This is a genomic window from Pseudomonas sp. UMAB-40, assembly GCF_900095275.1.
In the GTDB taxonomy this organism is placed as follows: Bacteria; Pseudomonadota; Gammaproteobacteria; order Pseudomonadales; family Pseudomonadaceae; genus Aquipseudomonas; species Aquipseudomonas mandelii_B.
Genome location: NZ_LT607559.1, coordinates 211,932 through 232,698, shown reverse-complemented (window position 1 = coordinate 232,698; position 20,767 = coordinate 211,932). Strand labels below are relative to the sequence as shown.

The following is a 20,767-nucleotide window of genomic DNA, read 5'->3' as shown; positions in this document are numbered from 1 at the left end:
GCCGCGGCGGTGTCGTACACCCCGTCTTTCAACAGCCACTTGGCGATATGCACGGCGACCACTTCGCCCAGAATCAGCCAGCTCGGCACCACGTTCCCGTCCGCCCGCTGCAACTGAATGATCTGCGTGACCTTGCACTCGAAGGACACCGGGCTTTCGCCCACCCGTGGCACCTGAATGATTTTCGAGGCCACCGGGGTCAGGCCGGACAGTTCGAACTCGTTGACCTCGGGCGGGACCATGGCGCAGCTCTGGTTCATCTGCTCGGCCAGTGGCCGGGTGGCCAGGTTCCAGGCAAATTCGCCGGTCTGCTCGATGTTGTTCAGGCTGTCTTTACGGCCGACGCTGGAAAACCCAATGATCGGCGGAATGTAATTGAAGGCGTTGAAGAAGCTGTAAGGCGCCAGGTTCAAGCGGCCGTTAGCGTCCTGGGAGGAAATCCAGCCGATGGGGCGCGGGCCGACGATGGCGTTGAACGGGTCATGCGGCAGGCCGTGGCCGTTGGCGGGTTCGTAGAAGTGGATGTCGTCGGGCATGAAGGGATTCCTGGGCGGTGTGCGGATGGCGTTCATAGTGCAAGGACGAAACCATAATTTCCAGCGGACGCAATCTATGTAGGAGCCGGCTTGCTGGCGATGGAGTGTCAGCGACATGGGTATTGGCTGACACACCATCGCCAGCAAGCCGGCTCCTACAGATGATTGTTTTTATTCAATGAAAAGGGGCAGACCCGTGAAGGTCTGCCCCTGTTTTTATTGCGCGGGCGGACTCAGTCCGTCTCGATCCGCGAATGCTTGCGGGTGTCTTTCATGGTGATGTACACCAGCAGCGATACGGCAATACACGCCGTCACGTACCAATAGTAACCGGTTTCCATGCCGATGCTTTTGAACCAGAGCGCGATGTATTCAGCGGTGCCGCCGAAGATCGACACGGTCAGCGCATACGGCAGGCCGACGCCCAGCGCACGGATTTCGGTCGGGAACAGTTCGGCCTTCACCACCGCGTTGATCGAGGTGTAGCCGCTGACGATGATCAGCGCCGCCATGATCAGGAAGAACGCGCCCCACCAGGATTGAATGGTGTGCAAGGTGGTCAGGATCGGCACGGTGAACAGCGTCCCGAGCACACCGAAGGCAATCAGGATCGGACGACGACCGACCTTATCCGACAAGCCGCCGATGATCGGTTGCAGGCACATGAACAGGAACAGCGTGGCGGCGGAAATGGTGGTGGAGTCGGAGATGCTCATGCCGACCGTGTTCACCAGGTATTTCTGCATGTACGTGGTGTAGGTGTAGAACGCCAGGGTGCCGCCCATGGTCAGGCCGACCACGGTCATCAGTTCCTTGGGATGGCGCATCAAGGTGCGCATCGCGCTTTCCTTGGCCTTCACTTTCTTGGTGAACGACTCGGTTTCTTCCATGCCACGACGCAGGTACAACGCGACCACCGCACACAGCGCGCCGATGGCGAACGGGATGCGCCAGCCCCAGGCGTACAGCTCTTCGGTGGTCAGGACTTGTTGCAGCACGATCAACACCGCCAACGCGATGAGCTGACCGGAGATCAGGGTCACGTACTGGAAGCTGGAGTAGAAGCCGCGACGTTCCTTGGTCGCCATCTCGCTGAGGTACGTCGCCGAGGTGCCGTACTCGCCACCGACCGACAGGCCTTGCAGCAGGCGGGCGAAAATCAGCAGGATCGGTGCGCCGATGCCGATGGTTTCATAACCGGGGCTCAGGGCAATCAGCAGCGAGCCGAAACACATCAGATACACCGAGGCCATCAGTGCTTTCTTGCGACCGGCCTTGTCGGCGTACAGGCCCATCAGCCAGCCACCGATCGGGCGCATCAGGAAGCCCACGGCGAAAATCGCGGCGGTGTTCAGCAGTTGGGCGGTGGTGTCGCCTTTGGGGAAAAAGGACTTGGCGAAGTACAGGGAGAAGGCAGCGTAGACGTACCAGTCGTACCACTCGACCATGTTGCCGACAGAGCCGCTGAAGATCGACTTGATGCGACTGGCGGTGGTTCTTTCTTTGGCAGGCACGGCAGCCGACCCAAGGGGCAGGGCGTTGGAGTTATCCATTGAAGGATCCTTCGTTTAATTGTTTTTGTGGAGCGCGTTGAAACGCAGCCTGTGTGGGCTATAGCAGGAGGTGTGCCACATCAAGGAGGGCTGGTTTAGAGGGGTTGCGGGGAACTGGTGAGCGGAAATCCGCTTATGCCGGGTCAGGCGTGAGCGGAAAATTGCTTATCTGGGTTGTGGATTGCGTTGCCTGCACTGGCCCCTTCGCGAGCAAGCCTGCTCCCACAGTGACCGAGTTGAACGAAGATTTTGTGTACGACACCACACCCTGTGGGAGCGGGCTTGCCCGCGAAGGGGCCCGTTCAGGCACTACAAGAACATCTCCCGACTCAGGCCATGTCGCTGCATCTTTTCATTGAAGGTCCGGCGCGGCAGTTGCAGTTCTTCAAGCACCGCTTTCACGTCGCCCTTGTGCCGGGTCAACGCTGCGCGCAGGCAATGCGCTTCAAACGCTTCCGCCTGTGCCGCCAGCGACTGGCCGGGATCGATCCCGACCGGTTCCGGTTCACCCAACCCCAGCACCTGACGCTCGGCCACGTTCGCCAGTTCGCGCACATTGCCCGGCCAGTCGTGGCTCAACAGATGGCTCAACTGCGGGCCGCTCAACGGTGGAAATGTGCGGCCCAAACGCTCGGCGGCGTTCTGCGCAAACGTTTCGAACAACAATGGAATGTCTTCACGCCGCTCACGCAAGGGCGGCAGACGCAACTCAGCGACGTTCAACCGATAGGCCAAATCCTCGCGAAAACGACCGGCCCGCGCCTCATCCAGCAGATCGGGCTTGGTCGCGGCGATGATCCGCAAATCCACGCGAATGCTCTGATTCGACCCCAAGCGCTCAAGCTTCTGCTCCTGCAACACCCGCAGCAATTTCACTTGCTGGGCCAGTGGCATGCTTTCGATTTCATCGAGAAACAGCGTGCCGCCATCCGCGTATTCGAGTTTGCCAATACGCTTGCCCGAAGCGCCGGTAAACGCGCCGCTCTCATGGCCAAACAACTCAGCCTCGAACAACTGCTCGGGAATCGCCGCGCAATTGAGCGCCACGAACGGCTTGTCCGCGCGCGGCCCGAAGTCGTGCAGGCAGCGGGCGACCAACTCTTTGCCGCTGCCGGTTTCGCCACGGATCAAGACGTTGACCGGCAGCGCCGCCAGATCCAGTACCTGCCGGCGCAACGTCTGCAAACCGCGTGACACGCCCAGCAGCGTCGCGTCGAGTTTGGCGCGGTTGTCGGCCAGCTCATGCAAGGCGCGGTTTTCCAGCACCAGCCGGCGCTTGTCCAGCGCCCTGCGCAAACTGCTCAGCAGGGTTTCCGGGCTGAACGGTTTTTCGAGGAAGTCATAGGCGCCATCGCGCATCGCTTCGACCGCCATCGGTACATCGCCGTGGCCGGTCAGCAGAATCACCGGCAGATCGGCATCGCGGCGCTGAACCTCGGCCAGCAACTCCAGGCCGGTCATGCCGGGCATGCGCACGTCGCTGAGGATCACGCCCGGGAAGTGGCCTGGCAACTGCGCCAGGCACTCATCGGCGCGGCTGAACAGCTGCACCTCGAAACCCGACAGGCTCAGCCATTGCTCGACGGCGCTGCGAATGCTGCTTTCGTCGTCGACCACCATCACGGAATTCAGCATGGGCCGTGGGCCTCCAGATCGATGGGTAAAGTCACGGTGAACACGGCGCCGTTGGCGTGATTGTCGGCGCTCAGGCGCCCACCCGATTCGTGAACGATGGCAAACGATACCGCCAGGCCAAGACCCAGGCCATCGCCCACCGGTTTGGTGGTGAAGAACGGATCGAACACGTTCGGCAAGTGTTCTTCGGCGATGCCGCCTCCGTTGTCGGTGACGGTCAGGCGCCAGAGTTGCTCGTCGGCTTCGAGGCGGATTTCCAGGCGTTTGCAGGGTTTGTCCTGCATCGCATCCAGCGCATTGCGCAGCAGGTTGATCAACACCTGTTCCAGTCGGATCGCATCGCCACGCACCCACGCCGGGCGCGTCAGGTGCAGCACGGTGCTGACCTGCTCATCATGCAGACGCGCGTCGAGCAATTGCAGCGATTGGTCGACCACCGCCGCCAGATCCAGCCGTTCGCGCAAACCGCTGGGGCTTTTGCGGGCAAAGGTTTTCAGGTGGCCGGTGAGGGCGGCCATGCGCGTCAGCATGTCGTCCACCGGTTTCAACGCCTTGTAGGCGTCGTCGACCCGGCCGTGATCGAGCAACAGGCGCAAGGTCGCCAGCTGCATGCGCTGGGCGGTCAGCGGCTGATTGATTTCATGGGCGAGGGCGGCGGACATCTGGCCGAGGGCCGCGAGTTTGGCCGACTGCACCAGACCGTCCTGAGCGGTGCGCAGGTCGCGGGTGCGCTCTTCGACCAATTGTTCGAGCTCTTCACGGCTGCGCTGACGCATTTTCGCCAGGCGCCAGCGCTGATTGAGGAACAGCAACAGAAACACCAGCGCCAGCCACAGCCCGGCCGCTGCGAGCGCGGCGTTGCGGCTGTCTTCGAAGGCGACTTGCGGGCGGCGCAGCAGGTGCAAGGTCCAGCCTTCCGTGCTCAGCGGCAGCGATTCCCACAGGTAATTGGCCGTGCCGTCAGGCCCGACGACCCGCGCCAGATCGCTGTTGTCGTCAAAGCGCTGCAGCGATTGATAGTCCAGCGGGGTCAGCGGTTGTTTGTCGTATTGGCGGGTGACCTTGAGCTCGGCGTGATCGCTGTCACTCAAGGGTTTCAACAGGCGATAGCGCCAGCCTGGTTGATTGGCGATAAAGATAATGCCGCGTGCATCGCTGACCAGCAGCGTGTCGCTGCCCTGGCGCCATTCACGCTCCAGTTCCGGAAACTCGAGCTTCACCACCATCGCCCCGAGGAACTCGCCACTGTCGCTGGTCACCGCGCTGGACAGGAAATACCCCGGAATGCCGCTAGTCACCCCCACCGCATAAAAGCGCCCGGTGCCCTGGGTGCGGGTCTGGCTGAAGTAGGGGCGAAAGCCGTAGTTGTGGCCGACGTAACTGCTGGGCAAACGCCAATTGCTGGCGGCCACGGCGAGGCCGGTGCGGTCGAGCAGTTCCAGGGTCGAGGACTGCGCGGCGCCGTTGATTTTTTCCAGTTTGCGGTTCAACGCGTCCTGTTGTTCGGGCGTTACCTGGCCATTGAGCGCGCCGCGCAACTCCGGGTCCAGCGCCAGCACGGCGGGCAGGGCGCGGTAGCGATCAATCAGGGTGTGCAGGGAATTTGCGTAGAGCGCCAACTGCTGATTGGCCCGCGCGGCGTCTTCGACCAGCGCCTGGCGTTCGGCGTGACGCAGGGCAAAACCGGCTGCCAGTGCGGCACCGGCAACGATCAGCAAGGTGTACAGCGTCAGGCGTAACGTGCGCGAAGTCGGCAGCATGCTTTAGGAAACAGGAAGAGGTACGGGCGCGCACCATAGCATGCCGCCCGGTTTCCTGGCTTTTGCGACAGTGGCCGCTCATTAAGCGGCGACTCTGGACGGCTGATCGTGCAGTAGTTTCTGTGTATACCTGAGTTCATTGATGGCGCTGTCGGTCATCTGAGTCAGGCTCTCAACCGTATCGCCGGACGCCTTATGTAATTTGCTCGGAATGAAGCTGAATGTATTGATCGCAACGGTGCCGTTGGCTGCGAACATCGCTGCAACGTTGCTCATGCTTTCTTGCAATACGCCAATCAGACCATTGATGTTCGAGTCCAGCTTTGCAATCTTCTCGGGAGTCAGTTCCCCTGCTGCACCCATCACCTCATGAACGATCTCAGGTAAACCCAAGAGCAACGACAGTCCGCCACTCATTTCACTGGACATCGGCGTTCCCGCCACTTTCAGACCTACCGAAGCGGCCAGGCTCCCAGCTTCCTTGCCGCCTTTTAACAGACCTTTTTTGTTCATATCCATGACACCTTTCACGACGCCTTTGAGTTTGCCGCCGGCATACGGAACCAGGTCCATGGTCTTGTATTCACCTTTGGTGATGATTCGTTGAGGGTCCAGCTTTCCTGATTTCAATTTGACCGATGCACTCAGACCTGTTCGTTCCGAAGCCCAGTCGACACCGAAACTCACCGCTTTTTTTGCCGCTACTCCTGTTGCAAAACCTGCTGCAACGCCCACAGGACCTGCTGCTGCCCCCAACGCCGCCGTCCCGATACCTATCCCGAATCCAACACCATAGGAAATAATCTGTCCTGCAACATGTGTCCCCACTCTCACAGCGGCAGAGGAACCCCAAGCCGCTGCCGAACCGTGGTTGAGAATCTGTCGTTGTGCGTCCCTGGCTCTACGTGCCGAGAGTTTGACTATCTGGGTATGTTTGTAAGCTGCCTGATTCAGCGCAGATCGGGCTGCCCTCGCTTTTTGTGTCGCATGGCTTTTTGTTTTTCTGTCTGCCCGCTCCTCCGGTGTTTCTCGCATACGGCCATCGGAATCGGTAAAGGCAATCGGGTTGTTTTTCACCATCGCATACAGATTCAGCCCGTCCACATCGCCTTCCGGGTCGGGACAGATCCAGCGCCACAGCCACGGCGCGTAATATCGGGCGCTATAGTAGTAAAGTCCGCTGCGGTCCATTTCCTTGCCGGAATACCGAATGGTTTTGTAATCGGCTTCCACCTCTGAACGAGCCGCCCACCACGCTGTGCCGCCGAACGCGTAATAGAACTCAAGACTGATCAGGGCGCCATGGCGATCGAGTTCCAGTGAGCAGGAGCCCAGATGGTCGTCGAGGCTGTAGCGCAGTTGATCAGGTTCCAGATCACCGGGCTCCCCACTGGCCCAGTGCAAGCATCGAACGTGGCCAAAGGCGAGCGCCAGAGTAACGACGTGCAACACCCGGCCGTCGTCTCGGGTGTGAATCTCCAGCCCCGGCAGGTAAAGGACTTCCCGGCTGTGAGTCATTGACCGAGTGTGGGTGACGTGGCGTTTGCAGACCCGTTCACCCTGGCTGTAGAGGTAGCTTTCCGTATCGTCCGCCAGGCCATTGCTGTGGGTGAGCAGGGTCACTTTTTCCAGTTGATCTCTGGCGTTCCAGATCAGAGGTTGTGCGCCGTCTTGCAGATATGACTGGTTGCCATGCGGGTCAAACAGCGCCTTGAAATCCGGCTCCGGATCGCCTGTTTTCCAGCGTACGCCACGGTTGCTCTCTGGGTCGATGCGCATGTGCTGGGTGAAACTGTGTCCCTCACGCTGATGGCACAGTTTGATCAGATTGTTGCCCTTGTCGTAGGTGAAGTCTTCAACGTAGCCAAAGCGGCGACCGGGGTCGACGGGCACGATCAACTCCGGCAAACCGGATTCCAGATTGGGGACTTGGGCTTCGAAACCGCGGGCGCTGATCACTCGGTACAGCGAGTCATAGGTAAACTCCCGGTGGCTGTCCACACGCTGGTTGGCGAAGTACACCGTGGCCAGGGTGTGATCTTCGATACGCAGGATGTTGTCCATCCGGTCGTAGAAGTAGTGGAGATTTTGCTGCAAGGCTTCGTCGGGTTTACCGGACGTGAGCGTGGTGAGGCGCCCGTCGGCCGGGCAGTAAGTCCATCGGCTGATCACGCCATTACCGGCTATTTGCGTCATGGTCTGGCCGGCGGCGTTGTACTGCGCATCCTGCAGGACGTATTGCGATTCGCCGTCGCTGAGTTGCAGAACAACCTGCCTGAGCTGCCCGGCGATGTCGTAGTGCAAGCGCTGCTGATGGCCTCCCGAGTCGGTCTGAATCAGTAAGTCGCCCTGAGGGCCATAGGTACGACTGCTGCTGAAGGTGCCGGCCCCGGCAATCGTTCTGATTTCGCTCAGCGACGATCCGTGGAGGCTGAAACTTCTCGATTCGAGTGAACCTGATTGATCGACCAGCTTGATCATCTGGCCACGCAAGTTGAAGGTTGGGTCGGCCAATGAGTCGGCATAGCTGAAGGTTTCGACATTCTGTTGGTCGTTTTCATCGACGGCAACGGCGCGTAATAGAGCATCGTACCGGGTACGCCAATGATTGCCGCGCGAGTCCCAGCGTTGAAGTTCTTCTCCCGCCGGCCCCGGCAAGATCAAGCGCTTGCCGGCGTCCACGCTGTTGATTCGGATGGCTTCGCCAGAGAGGCGATAGACGTTGCTCAAGGAAGGGATGGAGAGCCGCGAATCCCATTGTTCGATCAGCTGCCCAGCGAGGTTATGAATACCCCGTGAGATGAGTGATTGCGCGGTGTCACCGGCGTTCTTGCGCAGATAGGCCACCTGTCGAATCGGCAGGCCTCTAGCGTCCGAGGCCAAGAGATTGGGTGTGCCCTTATGGATAGCCGAGTTCACAGGCTGCGACTCCCGATCCCAATGGCTGGGGGCGAGGCGCAATGAATTGTTTGCTCCTCAGGCAGGTGCATGTTTGCGTTTCGCTGTGCGTGCTTGCCTTGACAAGAATTGGTTGTCAGTCGTCCCCATTTCCTTGTATCGCGCCATACCCAATTTGCTTCGGCGAATAAGATCCTGTGTCTGGTGGTGAGCTCGTTGCACATCGACGCGGTGTATGGCTTCAGGGGCGGAGCCACTGACATTGAGGGTCGTACGCTGCGGGTAGATAGTATCGACGCCCGCCGCGTCAAACGCTTTTTCGAATTCAGCGAAGCGTTCATTGTCGACGCCTTCCCACTCCTCCAGCATCCGCTCTATTTTGTTGATCTTGACGGGGTCCAGTCGGTTTTTGATGTCTTCAGCCTCCTGAACCCTGGACCCCATGGCGAGCATTGCGCCGACCCCGGGTACCACCGAGCCGACGACATTGTTCAGGGCAATGCTTATTCCGGTTCCCAGCCAGTCATACGAATCATCGGGCACATGGACGCCGACTTGACGATCAATTTCCTTGATGGACATCGTTGATGTCTGCGGTATGAGAGGCCTGATCAGACCGGAGGTCGGGAAAATAGCCCCACCCGCTGAGCCCGCCAGTTCACCGCCCAGATTGCCACCGGTCAGACCTTCTGAAAAAGGCGGTTTGCTTTGCTTGGTGAGGAATGCAATGTGTGGTTTATCCGGCAACACGATGCCGACCTCTCCAGCCCCGTAATACCCGCCTGCAAAGCCGATGGCTGCATTTATCGACTCCCCGGCCAGGTTTTTCAGCAGGTCTTTCTCGATGTTGGTTTCATTAATGATGTTGTCGATTTGCTCGAGCGTTTGAGAGGCGTAATTGCCCAGGACAGAAATAAAACTTGAGTAATTGCGAATGACCGCTTCGCCGCTCGCCTCTCCATTGTCATCGAGATAGCGCAACGGATTGTTCCTCACAAATCTGTAGAGATTCAGCCCGTCCACATCCCATTTCATGTCAGGGCTCACCCAACGCTGCAACCACGGTGCGTAGTAACGTGCGCCGTAGTAACAAAGCCCGCATTCATCCATTTCCTTGCCCGAGTAACGGAGGGTCTTGTAGCCGACCTCCAGCACGGAGGTCGCCGTCAGCCAGGCGGTGCCGCCGAACGGGTAATAACCTTCGTGGCTGATCAGCCGGGCGTTCTGGTCCAGCTCCATGAGGCAGGAACCCAGTTCGTCGTCGAGGCTGTAGCGCAGCTGATTTTGTTCGATTCCGTCGGGTTTGTTGCTGACCCAATGCAGGCAACGCACGCTGCCCCGGCCCCCCGGCAGGGTGATGACGTGCAGTTCTTCGCCGTTGTCGCGGGTGCGTATTTCCAGCCCCGGCAAGTACAGCACTTGATGAAAATGGCTGAGGGTCGGGGTGTGCCATTCATGGCGCTTGAACACCCGTTCGCCCTGGCTGTAGCGAAAGACTTCGTCATCGTGGCGGCCGTCGTCACGTTCAACCAACGTCGCCCGGGCCAGTTGATCGCGGCTGTTCCAGTCCAGAGGACGGCCCGGCGCCGAGTCCAGGAGGTTGCCATGGCGGTCGAACAAGGTATCGAACACCGGCACGGGATCACCTTGTTTCCAGCGCACCCCACGGTTGCTGGTCGGGTCAATGAACATCTCGTGGGTGTAGTTGCCCACCGCACGCTCATGGACCAACTTGATCAGGTTGTTGCCTTCGTCGTACTCGTAGTGCTGGGTGTAGTTGAGGTGGTTCGCGGGATCGGTCGGCGAAGGGCGGCCGGGCAGGCCGGTGCTCGGGGCGGCGTCATGGCCGGTGGCGCAGATCAGTCGGTACAGCGCGTCGTAGGTGAATTCACGGTGGCCATCGATGAGTTGATTGGCGAAGTACATCGGTTTGAACGTCAGATCGTCGATGCGCAGCACGTTGCCGACCCGGTCATACTCGTACTGAAAATGCTGGAGCAGGCCTTGCCCGGGTACACCTGCCTTCAACAGGGTGAGACGGCCATCGGCGTCATCGTATGCCCAGGTGCTGAGGACCTTGTTACCGGCCTGCTGCTCGATGATCTGGCCGGCGGCGTTGTAGCGCGCGTCTTCCAGCACGGCCTTCCAGGCTTCGGCGGGGGCGAGCCGCAGCTGAACCTGTTGCAGCTGCCCGGCGCGGTCGTAAACCATCCGTTGCTGATGATCGCCGGCATCGGTTTGGGTCAGCAGCGTGCCGAGCGGGCTGTAGGTCCGGCTGCCTGGGAAGGTGCCGGCACCGGTGATCGTCCGGCTGTCGTGCAGCGCTTGGCCGTGCAGGCTGAAGCTGAGCCATTCCAGTGTGCCCGAGGGATCGACCTGCCTGACCCACTGGCCACACAGGTTGAAGGTTTTATCGGCGGTGGCATCGGCATAGCTGAAGGTTTCGACATTCGGCTGGTTGTTTTCATCGATGGCAATGGGGCGCAACTGATCGTCGTACACGGTGCGCCAATGGCTGCCGTGTGCGTCCCAACGCTGGAGGGTTTCCCCGGCCAGCCCCGGCAGGCTGATCCGCCAGCCGGCGTCGACACTGTCGACCTTGAGCAATTGCCCGGACAGGCCATGGACCTTGGCCAGATTAGGCTTAAGCGTATCGGCCAGGCGCGGGTCCCGTTGCTCCACCAGGCTCCCGAAAACGTCATGGCGTTGCCGGGTGATCAGCGGTTCAAGCGCGTCACCGGGCCCCTTGCGCAGGTAGGCGATATGACGCGCTGCCAACCCACGCGGATCATTTGACGCTATTGCGGCGGTGTTCCAGTGAGCGCTGGTGCTCATTGCATATCTGCCTTGCTCGCTTTCGAAGCCGGCTCACTGTAGGTGTCATTAAAGTCCAGGTCGGTTTTGTACCAGGGGTGGAGGAGGGTGTACGCGACGTCGCCCTTGGCGTTGATGATCTTGGTCAGGCGACCCAGCACATCGTAGAAACTTTTGTCGTGATAGCCGAACGTCTTGAAGCAATCGTCATCGATGTAGCCGTAGGCATTGGCGAAATAGGGGCGGTAGGTTCGTACCGGCAGTCCCTTGTTGTTGTATTCCACCCGTGCGCTGATACGCCAGCGCGGGTCGGCGTGCGCCACTTTGGGCTTGCCGTCTTCGATCACCAGTTGGCCGTTTTCCACAACATAGGCATCACCGGGTTCGACCCGTTGCTGGGTTTGCAGGGGGCGTCCGAAACCGTCGACCAACGACAGAATGATCTGGAAGTTCGCGGGTTGGTCATCATCCGGGTACCGGTCAGCGGAAATGACGACGCTGTGCACCGGAATGCGCGGGACGCTGAGCAGCAAGTCCCACAGCGCTTGCTCGGCCGGCGTCCGGGTCTTGAGCCTGGCCAGGCGAAGTCGGGCACTGGCGCGGATGTGCAGGCTTGGCAACACGTAACCTTGTGCGATCCAGTCAGCCAGCCAGTCAGGTGTCTGCCTGACGGAGTTGTTGAGCTGACCCATCCAGCTGAGCAGGTCCTTGCGAAAGGTACTGGCGGCTTTTTGTAGCGCGCTCTCGGGGAATTCGATTGCCGTGCCCGGGCGGGTGTCGCCGGGCCGGTCGTAGTCGGCGATGGCGTTGAAGCCGGCGCGCTCACCGTTTTCTGTTCCATGAAAGGTGACAGTGTGTGGACCGGACGGATCGTTAAGGACTTCTTCAACGTTGTCGTTGGCATCGATGGTGCGCAGCGTTGTCAACGCGTGATAGTCATGCTCGGCGAGTGTGGTGCAGCCATCCGGCAGCTCGAAGCGTTTGATCAGCAGGCAGTAACTGTCGTATTGAACCTTGGTGATGCCGTGGCTTAGCGTTTCGTTGAGCGCCTCGACCTTGTAGAAGTGATTGAGGTCTGCGTACTGGGCAAAATTGTAGAGGGCAGACCAAAGATTTCTCAGTTGGTCCTCTTCTTCGTCCGCCGCGGTGTCCGTACCCAGAAGCAGCTTCATGCACAGATAACCGATTTTCGTCAGTTCTTCCCGGATATCAATCGGCGGATCCACATCACCGTAGACCTCCAGCGCCGCCTTGTTCAGTTGTGCGATTTCCATCGGCCCCGTCAGGGCTTCGAATTCGGCCGTGCCGTCCGGCAATGTTTCGTTAGCCGTCGTGACGTAGCGTTGCACCGATTGCGCTGTCAATTGCCGCCGAGTCGCCCATTCGGAGGATGCGAACAGCTCGAGGAACTGTCCATAAGAAATCTCCTTGGGATCAAGCCCCCCAACAGCTGGCTTCTTGGGCAAGACCAGGGCATTACCCCGTTGCCGATAGGGCAGGCCGAGCCTCCAGCCTTGCGGATCGACCAGGTGAATAAACTCGGCGCGGGTTTCGCTCAAGTAGTAGGACGTCTGCGCCGGATCATGGGCATCAATCCACCATTGCCTTTCATCGACATCGGCAAACGGTGGCTCGTTTTCCTCGGTCAGGCGCCGGGCATAGCTGACAGTGATGCTATGGGTTGTCAGCCCGAACACGTCCCGGCTCAAGTTGATGACATGGCGGCACAGCGGGTCTTCGACGAAACGCTCAGAGTGGTAGCTGATTTCTTCCAGCAGCGAGGTCATCAACACCCTGTCGGGGTAGTGATCACCACGCTCACGCACCTCACGGACGATGTATCGATTCTGGACAACCAGGAAGGGCGCTGCCGGGGACTGGTCCGCCGCTGCATAGGTTTCCACTCTGAGCATAACGCCCGAGAGGCTGCGGGCGATTTCGTGAACGGTGGCTTCGTCCTCGGGCGTAATGAGTTCTTCGTACTCATCGTTCGGGTGGAATCGACAAAACAGCGTGTCTTTCAGCGGCTGTGCCTCAGCATCGCGATTGAAATAGTCATTGCGAGACAAATCGATCTGCCTGCCGGTGTGAAACCACGTGCGGACCAAAGCAGGGGCGGTGAAGCTTTCGTCTTCGTCCGAGCCGGTTTCGCTGTCGGTCTGGTCCAGCCGCCCGAAGCCACGGAATTCTCGGTCCTGATGGTCATACCAAGCCTCGAAATAGTTGAAGAACTGATTCAGGCAATTACCGGTGATTTCATCGCGCTGGGTTTGTTGACTGACAACTTGCACAGCAAAAGGCAGGTAACACACGGGATGACGCTTGAGCTTGAGAAACCGCTGTTTTTCGTCCAGCCAGAACTGCACGGAACTTCGATGCACCACCTGAGTGCTGCACCCCATGTTGTTGTTGCTGGCGATCATCAAGTACGGCTTGGCGCTGACAAAGTCATAGCGCCAGTGTTGGGGCTTCATGTGCGGCACGGTCAGGATCAGGCTGGCACAGCCGAGACCTTGCAGGTCGGCGAAGGTGACCTGACACAGGTTGTCGTAACGCACGCCTTCGGGCCAGGGGACCGTAATGGGCGTTTGTGCAAAACCATTGCCGCCGTGGTTGAGGTAAATGTCAAAGCCATCGAAGTTCAGATAGATGAGCGCGGGGGAGCCGGACCCGTTCAGATCGGCAATTCGCACCCGCGCGGCATCGAACTTCGCGTACTCGAAAGTCGGGCCGCTGATGACAAAACCGGTACCGAATTGTCCGTGCCCCAGGTTTGGCCAGCATTTGATTTCGTTGTGCCGAATGCGGCACAACTCGGTCATGTCGCTGCCCAGCAGATTGCCCAACAGCACCAGTTCGCTGCGTGAGTTGCTGAAGAGGGGCAAACGGTCGGGCTCATGCAGGGCTTTTTCGCCCCTGGCAAAGCCTTCTTCTCGCTGATTGGCGTAGAAGCGCACCGCGTTAGGGCCGATCAGCGCCAGCGAGCTGAGCCCGTCGCCCGTCAAATCGCACAACTGCGAAAGGGTGTTGAAAAACTCTAGCGGGAAGGCCGAAAACGGGATGAAGGTTGACCAGGTCCGATCCGGGTTCAACGTATAGAAACCACTCATGCCGGGCTGGGCGACAATCCAGTCCAGGCGCCCGTCGCCGGTCATGTCCATGAGGGCTTGATGCGCAGGTTTATTGCGGTCGGCCACCGGGATTTTGCTCAGCGCTGTCCACGGGCCGTAGTGGATGTGGTCAGGGCCAGTGGGGGCACGCAAGGGCTCGCGGTAGTACCAGCATGGGTCATGACGACACAGAAAGCCCGGCAAGCCTTCGCCGAACAGGTCGACGCATTGATAGAGTCCGCCGTCTTCGATGCCCGGCATGTTTTCGAACGGGAAAAATGCACTCGGCTCTTTATTGAGTTCGAACGTCGCATAGTCGAACTCTACCGGTGGCATGTTTTCCACGAGGCCGTCGGCGTCATAGGCCTGATAGTGCGCCGCCGCGATCTGGCTGTAAGACCAGGGGGTTGTGTTGGCCGCGTACTCCAGCAATAAGCGCCGGACCAGCACAGGTTCGCCGCCCAATTCCGGAAAATTGTGAAACATCAGCACTTGCTGGCAGAGGCGCCGAGTGCCCACTTCAAAGCCCTGTCGATAGGACGAAAAGGGGTCGTTTCGAATCAGCCAGGGTCTGGGCGTCGGCGTGTCATAAACCGGTTGTTCAGTCAGGTCCCGGGTGCGTTCGCCGTAGTCGAACACCAAGTGGAAATGCCATTCAGGTGTTGGTGTTTGCGGCATGTCCCAGCCGAACAACTGGTCATACGCCGCAAAGTTGCCATACAGCACGCGATGCACGTAGCGTTGGGCCCGGTAGTCATGCGGGGCCGATTCATCTCCAGGGGCCTCGTCCTTCAGGTACTCGTAGCCGATATGCTCGCCCCGGGCGTTCATGCTCTCCTGCAACAACCAGGCAACCACTCGCTTCGAATCCAGCGGGTCAGCCTTGCGCGCGCGCTCGACTTTGCCGAACAGGTGCAGGCTGCCGTCGGTCCCGTGCACCAGCCAGAACCCTTGCGGGTTTGAATCGGAGTACCAGAACTCGATTAAATCGAACGTGCTTTCGACCCGGGGCCGATATCGCAGCACAACGTGTCTACCGATTTGCAAACCACGGTATTCAGAGACTTCACGTTCCTCGATCTCACCGCTGGCGTTGCGCTCGGCCATCATCTGCTCGCCCAGAGGGCTGATGAACACATCATCGCCGGTATAGCGCGGCACACCTTTACTGGTTTGGCGGGTGATGGCGCTGAGGCCCGACTGCCAGCCGACGCCGAACGGTCCGTTAGACGACTGGCTGCTGTAACTCAACGAGAGCTGGGGATCGTAGCCGCGTCCCGGCGAAATCGGCAGCGACAGCGTGAAAGAAGCGGCTCCCGTCCAGCCGACTTTAGCCCAGTCATTGCCGATGCTGGCGATCGAAGTGCTCTTGGCAATCGCGGGTGCGACGATATTCAGGGAGGCTTGGTCTTCCATGGAGCTGATCCTGTTTTGGCCTGGCGCTCGCCCGTGGTAACGGTGTCGCGTGATGGATCAGACGCTAACAAGATGGACGTCGTGCGTAACCTGTCAGATCTGACAGGTCGAGAGGGTTTTTATAGATCGAATAGCTGTAAGTAGTGACGTTTTAATGCGGCTACGGTTATACACACGCAAAAAAAACGGCCGGGTCGTCGATTCAGACGAGCCGGCCGATTTGGCAAGGCGCAGCGCTTATTGCACTTCGACCGCCAGGCTTTCACTGATCTTTTTCTGCCAGATCGCAGGACCGGTGATGTGTACCGACTCACCCTTGCTATCCACTGCAACGGTCACCGGCATGTCTTTCACGTCGAACTCGTAGATCGCTTCCATGCCCAGTTCTGCAAACGCCACGACGCGGGATTTCTTGATGGCTTGCGCCACCAGATAAGCCGCGCCGCCCACTGCCATCAGGTAAACGGCTTTGTGGTCTTTGATCGCTTCGATCGCGGTCGGGCCGCGCTCGGATTTGCCGATCATGCCCAGCAGGCCGGTTTGCTCGAGGATCTGACGGGTGAACTTGTCCATGCGCGTGGCGGTGGTCGGACCGGCAGGGCCCACCACTTCTTCGCGCACCGGATCAACCGGGCCGACGTAGTAGATGAAGCGACCTTTAAGGTCTACCGGCAGGGTTTCACCCTTGTTCAGCATCTCGACCATGCGCTTGTGCGCGGCGTCGCGACCGGTGAGCATCTTGCCGTTGAGCAGGACGGTTTCGCCCGGCTTCCAGCTCTGCACGTCTTCCGGGGTCAGGGTGTCGAGGTTGACGCGACGGGCCGACGGGCCGGCTTCCCAGACGATTTCCGGGTAGGCGTCCAGCGGAGGTGCTTCCAGCGAGGCCGGGCCGGAACCGTCGAGCACGAAGTGTGCGTGACGGGTGGCGGCGCAGTTGGGGATCATGCACACCGGCAACGAAGCGGCGTGGGTCGGGTAATCCATGATCTTCACGTCGAGCACGGTGGTCAGGCCACCGAGGCCCTGGGCACCGATGCCCAGTTGGTTGACCTTCTCGAACAGCTCAAGGCGCATCTCTTCGATACGGTTGGACGGGCCGCGCTTTTTCAGCTCGTGAATGTCGATGGACTCCATCAACACTTCCTTGGCCATGACAGCGGCTTTCTCGGCGGTGCCGCCGATGCCGATGCCGAGCATGCCCGGTGGGCACCAGCCGGCACCCATGGTCGGAACGGTCTTCAAGACCCAGTCGACGATCGAGTCGGACGGGTTGAGCATGGCCATTTTCGACTTGTTCTCGGAACCGCCGCCCTTGGCTGCCACGTCCACTTCCACGGTGTTACCCGGAACGATGGAGTAGTGGATAACGGCCGGGGTGTTGTCCTTGGTGTTTTTACGAGCGCCCGCCGGGTCGGCGAGGATCGAGGCACGCAGGACGTTTTCCGGCAGGTTGTAAGCCTGGCGCACGCCCTGGTTGATCATGTCGTCCAGGCTCATGGTGGCGCCGTCCCAACGCACGTCCATGCCCACGCGGACGAAGACGGTGACGATGCCGGTGTCCTGGCAGATCGGGCGGTGGCCGGTGGCACACATGCGCGAGTTGATCAGGATTTGCGCCATCGAATCACGGGCCGCTGGCGATTCTTCGCGCAGGTAGGCTTCGTGCATCGCCTGGATGAAGTCAACGGGGTGGTAATAGGAAATGAACTGCAGGGCGTCGGCAACGCTCTGAATCAGGTCGTCTTGCTTGATCACGGTCATGAGTCGCGCTCCTCTAAAAGACGGGAACATTCAATAAGGTGCTTGCAGCTTGGGTGCATCGGTCGGTTGCAAGCACCTTTACAAGGCACGCCGGGGAAGCTGGCGCGACGCTAAAAAGGCGCGGCAGTATAACGCGCCTCGGTTCCAGGCACACCCGCCGGCAGTCAATCGTTGGTCTTATAACACCGCGATCCCTGTAGCCGCAGGCTTCGCCAGCGGCTACAGGGACCATGGCCAGCATCAGGATCCAGGTGAAAATCGGACATGCTTTTGACGCCAGTTTTCTGCCCCGAAAATTGAATGGTCATTTATCAGACACCCCACTAAAGTGGCATTCGGTCTGTAGAGTAGGACACTCGGTCAGCCTCCTTTCGCACGGTGAGTCAACGATTGACCCATAACGCCATCCAACGGCTTTTACTCAAACGCTTTGCCCTCGCAGCCGGCACCTACGCCCTGGCTTTGGTCTTGCTGTGGCTGGCGTTTTTCACCGGGCATTACGATGAATCGCTGACCAGCGTGGCCATCGGCAGTGCGCTGGTGGTGATCACTCAAGGGACGTTGTTTGCGTTGTTTTACAGCGGCTGCAACCTGCGCTTTTCCGACCCGAGCCTGACCGAAGCACAAGTGTTGATGGGCCTGGGGTGGCAGACGTGGCTGATCGCCAATCTGGATGAGGCACGCGGCGCGTTCCTGGTGTTCTACCTGTTGATCATGTTGTTCGGGCTGTTCCATCTTTCGCGCCGTGCGTTTGTGCGGTGCGCGCTGTTGGTGTTTTTCAGTTTCAGCGCGATCACCCTGTGGGAGGGCTACCACTTCCAGTTGCACGACCCGGCGCTGGCGGCGTTGCAGGTGTGCGTGCTGTTTATCGTCTTGGTGTGGCTGGAGCTCTATGCCCGTTACGTCCAGGCCTCGCGTCAACGTATGAGGCAACGACGGTTTGCCTTGCAGGCACACCAGGACACCCTGCGCGGGATGATGCGCCAGCTCGAAGACCTGGTCGCCACCGACGAACTCACCGGGCTGTTCAACCGCCGGCATTTCCTGCGCCTGGCCTCCCGCGAGCTGAATGCGATGGACGCTGGCGTGGTGCATGGCCTGGCGCTGATCGACCTCGACCACTTCAAACGTATCAATGATGTTCATGGCCACGCTGCTGGCGATCAGGTACTGCAAGCCTTTGCCGGCGTGGCCACCGCCTGCCTGCGCGAGGGGGATGTGCTGGCCCGTTATGGCGGCGAAGAGTTCGTGGTGCTGTTGCCCGACTGCAACGCCGAACGCCTGACCTCCTGTTGCGAACGGTTGCGTATCGCCTTCACCGATGTCGAACTGGTCGGACTCAACGTCGCCCACCTCAGCTTGTCCGCCGGCATGACCTTGCTGGAGCTGGGCGATGATCTCGACGATGCCTTGCAGCGCGCCGACCAGGCGCTTTACCGCGCCAAGCGTGACGGTCGCAATCGTTGCGCGGCGGCGTGGGAGAACGTCGATGCCTGAGTTGCGCGTCGGTGAGCGCCACTGGTCCGTGGCGCCGGGCAGCAATCTGCTCGATGCCCTGAACCAGAACGGCGTGGCCGTGCCCTACAGTTGTCGCGCCGGCAGTTGCCACGCGTGCCTGGTGCAATGCGTCCAAGGCTTGCCCAGTGACAGCCGTCCCGATGCGTTGAGTGTTGAACAGCGTCAGCAAGGTTGGCGCTTGGCGTGTCAGTGTCAGGTGGTCGAGGACTTGCAGGTGCATACCTTCGATCCACACGTCGACGGCCGCCCGGCGCAAGTCGCCGCTGTCGATTGGTTGAGCGCCAGTGTGTTGCGTTTGCGCCTGACAACCGAGCGACCGTTGCGCTACCGTGCCGGGCAGCATCTGGTGTTGTGGGCGGGTAACGTGGCACGGCCATACTCCTTGGCGAGCCTGCCGGAAGAAGACCGTTTTCTGGAATTTCACCTCGATTGTCGCCAGCCGGGTGAGTTCAGCAATGCGGCCCGCCAACTGAAAATCGGCGACCCGATCCGCCTCGGCGAATTGCGTGGCGGAGCGTTGCAATACGACCCCGACTGGAGCACTCGACCGCTGTGGCTGATGGCCGCCGGTACGGGATTGGGGCCGTTGTTCGGGGTGTTGCGCGAAGCGCTGCGTCAGGATCACCAAGGCGCCATCCGCGTCATTCACCTCGCCCATGACACCAGCGAGCATTACCTGGCCAAACCCCTGCAAGCCATGTGCGATGTGCGTGAAAACCTCAGCATCGAATGCTGGACCCCGGCCGAGTTGCCGCAGGCGTTGGCGCAACTGCGGCTTGTTTCCCGACAAACCCTGGCCTTAGTCTGCGGAGCCCCCGACAGTGTCGACGCCTTTGCCCGGCGTTTGTACCTGGCCGGATTGCCGCGCAACCAACTGCTGGCGGATGTCTTTGTTCCCCGTGGTTGAGCGCTGATCGTTTAACGACGCGAGACTCGCCATGACCGATGCCATCCAGCTTGAACGCGAACGCGGCCTGCTGACCCTGCGCCTGAACCGCCCCGACAAGAAAAACGCCCTGACCCGCGCCATGTACAGCCACTTGGCTGACGCGCTGAAACAGGCCGACACCGACCCCGAAATCAACGCCGTGCTGATCACCGGCAGCGCCGAGTGCTTCACTGCCGGCAACGACATTGCCGACTTCATCCAGCAACCGCCGAGCAACCTCGACAGCCCGGTGTTTCACTTCATGCTCAACTTGCTGGAATGCCGCAAACCGGTGATCGCCGCCGTGGCGGGCGCTGCGGTGGGGATCGGCACGACGATGTTGCTGCATTGCGATTTGGTGTATGTCAGTCGGGATGCGCGGTTGCGGATGCCGTTCGTGAACCTCGGGTTGTGCCCGGAGTTTGGTTCCAGCCTGATCCTGCCGCGACTGCTCGGCCACGCAAAAGCGGCGGAGTTGCTGCTGCTCGGCGAAGGGTTCAGCGGTGAACAGGCTGCGGCTTGGGGCATAGCGACCGAGGCGTTGGGCAGTGGCGAAGCGGCGTTGGCCAAGGCGCGGGAGATGGCGTTGCGGTTTGAGTCATTGCCGCCGGACGCGGTGCGGATCAGCAAGCAATTGATGAAGGCGCCGAATCGGGAACAGCTGCGCAAAGTTATCGAAGAGGAGGGCGCGTTGTTCACTCAGCGGCTGCGCTCACAAGAAGCGATGGCGGCGTTGTCAGCATTTATGCGCCGGCATTGATTCTTCAGTGACTGTGCGCTCTTCACGTCCTGATGCCCTGTTAATACTACGTAGTTCCCCCCCGGCTTGCCCGCGATG

General features: G+C 60.0%; 11 protein-coding genes. 3 read left to right on the top strand and 8 right to left on the bottom strand.

The genetic code is table 11. The features are described 5' to 3' along the window. From K0F88_RS14855 to K0F88_RS14820, 8 genes are all read right to left on the bottom strand, one after another. The coding region (locus K0F88_RS14855; protein ID WP_257605255.1) for a flavin reductase family protein at nt 1–536 on the bottom strand (536 nt) is incomplete at its 3' end. A gap of 233 nt (nt 537–769) precedes the next feature. Further along, nucleotides 770–2,089 carry an MFS transporter gene (locus tag K0F88_RS14850; protein WP_219095530.1) on the bottom strand — a complete coding sequence of 440 codons (1,320 nt, stop codon included), beginning with the start codon at nt 2,087–2,089 and terminating at the stop codon, nt 770–772. 309 nt (nt 2,090–2,398) lie between these two features. Continuing rightward, entirely contained in the window at nt 2,399–3,724 is a 1,326-nt protein-coding gene (locus tag K0F88_RS14845; protein WP_219095529.1) for a sigma-54 dependent transcriptional regulator, read from the bottom strand. Then, on the bottom strand, nt 3,718–5,484 hold the full coding sequence (locus K0F88_RS14840) for an ATP-binding protein (RefSeq protein WP_219095528.1): 1,767 nt from the start codon (nt 5,482–5,484) through the stop codon (nt 3,718–3,720). The genes K0F88_RS14845 and K0F88_RS14840 overlap by 7 nt, the downstream gene beginning before the upstream one ends. 81 nt (nt 5,485–5,565) lie before the next feature. After that, a complete protein-coding gene (locus K0F88_RS14835; protein ID WP_219095527.1) occupies nt 5,566–8,403 on the bottom strand; it encodes an RHS repeat domain-containing protein in 2,838 nt (945 codons plus the stop codon). A gap of 57 nt (nt 8,404–8,460) precedes the next feature. After that, nucleotides 8,461–11,217 carry an RHS repeat domain-containing protein gene (locus K0F88_RS14830; protein WP_219095526.1) on the bottom strand — a complete coding sequence of 919 codons (2,757 nt, stop codon included), beginning with the start codon at nt 11,215–11,217 and terminating at the stop codon, nt 8,461–8,463. Then, complete coding sequence (locus tag K0F88_RS14825; RefSeq protein ID WP_219095525.1) at nt 11,214–15,722, bottom strand: SpvB/TcaC N-terminal domain-containing protein; 4,509 nt, start codon at nt 15,720–15,722, stop codon at nt 11,214–11,216. Before K0F88_RS14825 ends, K0F88_RS14830 begins: the two co-directional genes overlap by 4 nt. A 237-nt stretch (nt 15,723–15,959) precedes the next feature. Next, nucleotides 15,960–17,483 carry a fumarate hydratase gene (locus K0F88_RS14820; protein WP_003214142.1) on the bottom strand — a complete coding sequence of 508 codons (1,524 nt, stop codon included), beginning with the start codon at nt 17,481–17,483 and terminating at the stop codon, nt 15,960–15,962. Nucleotides 17,484–17,873: 390 nt separating this feature from the next. Here K0F88_RS14820 and K0F88_RS14815 point away from each other — a divergent pair, with 390 nt between their 5' ends. The 3 genes from K0F88_RS14815 to K0F88_RS14805 are packed head-to-tail and all read left to right on the top strand — an operon-like array spanning nt 17,874 to nt 20,689. Beyond that, on the top strand, nt 17,874–18,980 hold the full coding sequence (locus tag K0F88_RS14815; RefSeq protein WP_094470959.1) for a diguanylate cyclase: 1,107 nt from the start codon (nt 17,874–17,876) through the stop codon (nt 18,978–18,980). Next, complete coding sequence (locus tag K0F88_RS14810; RefSeq protein WP_094470960.1) at nt 18,973–19,908, top strand: iron-sulfur-binding ferredoxin reductase; 936 nt, start codon at nt 18,973–18,975, stop codon at nt 19,906–19,908. Before K0F88_RS14815 ends, K0F88_RS14810 begins: the two co-directional genes overlap by 8 nt. A gap of 31 nt (nt 19,909–19,939) precedes the next feature. Continuing rightward, nucleotides 19,940–20,689 carry an enoyl-CoA hydratase-related protein gene (locus K0F88_RS14805; RefSeq protein WP_219095524.1) on the top strand — a complete coding sequence of 250 codons (750 nt, stop codon included), beginning with the start codon at nt 19,940–19,942 and terminating at the stop codon, nt 20,687–20,689. Nucleotides 20,690–20,767: the final 78 nt, after the last annotated feature.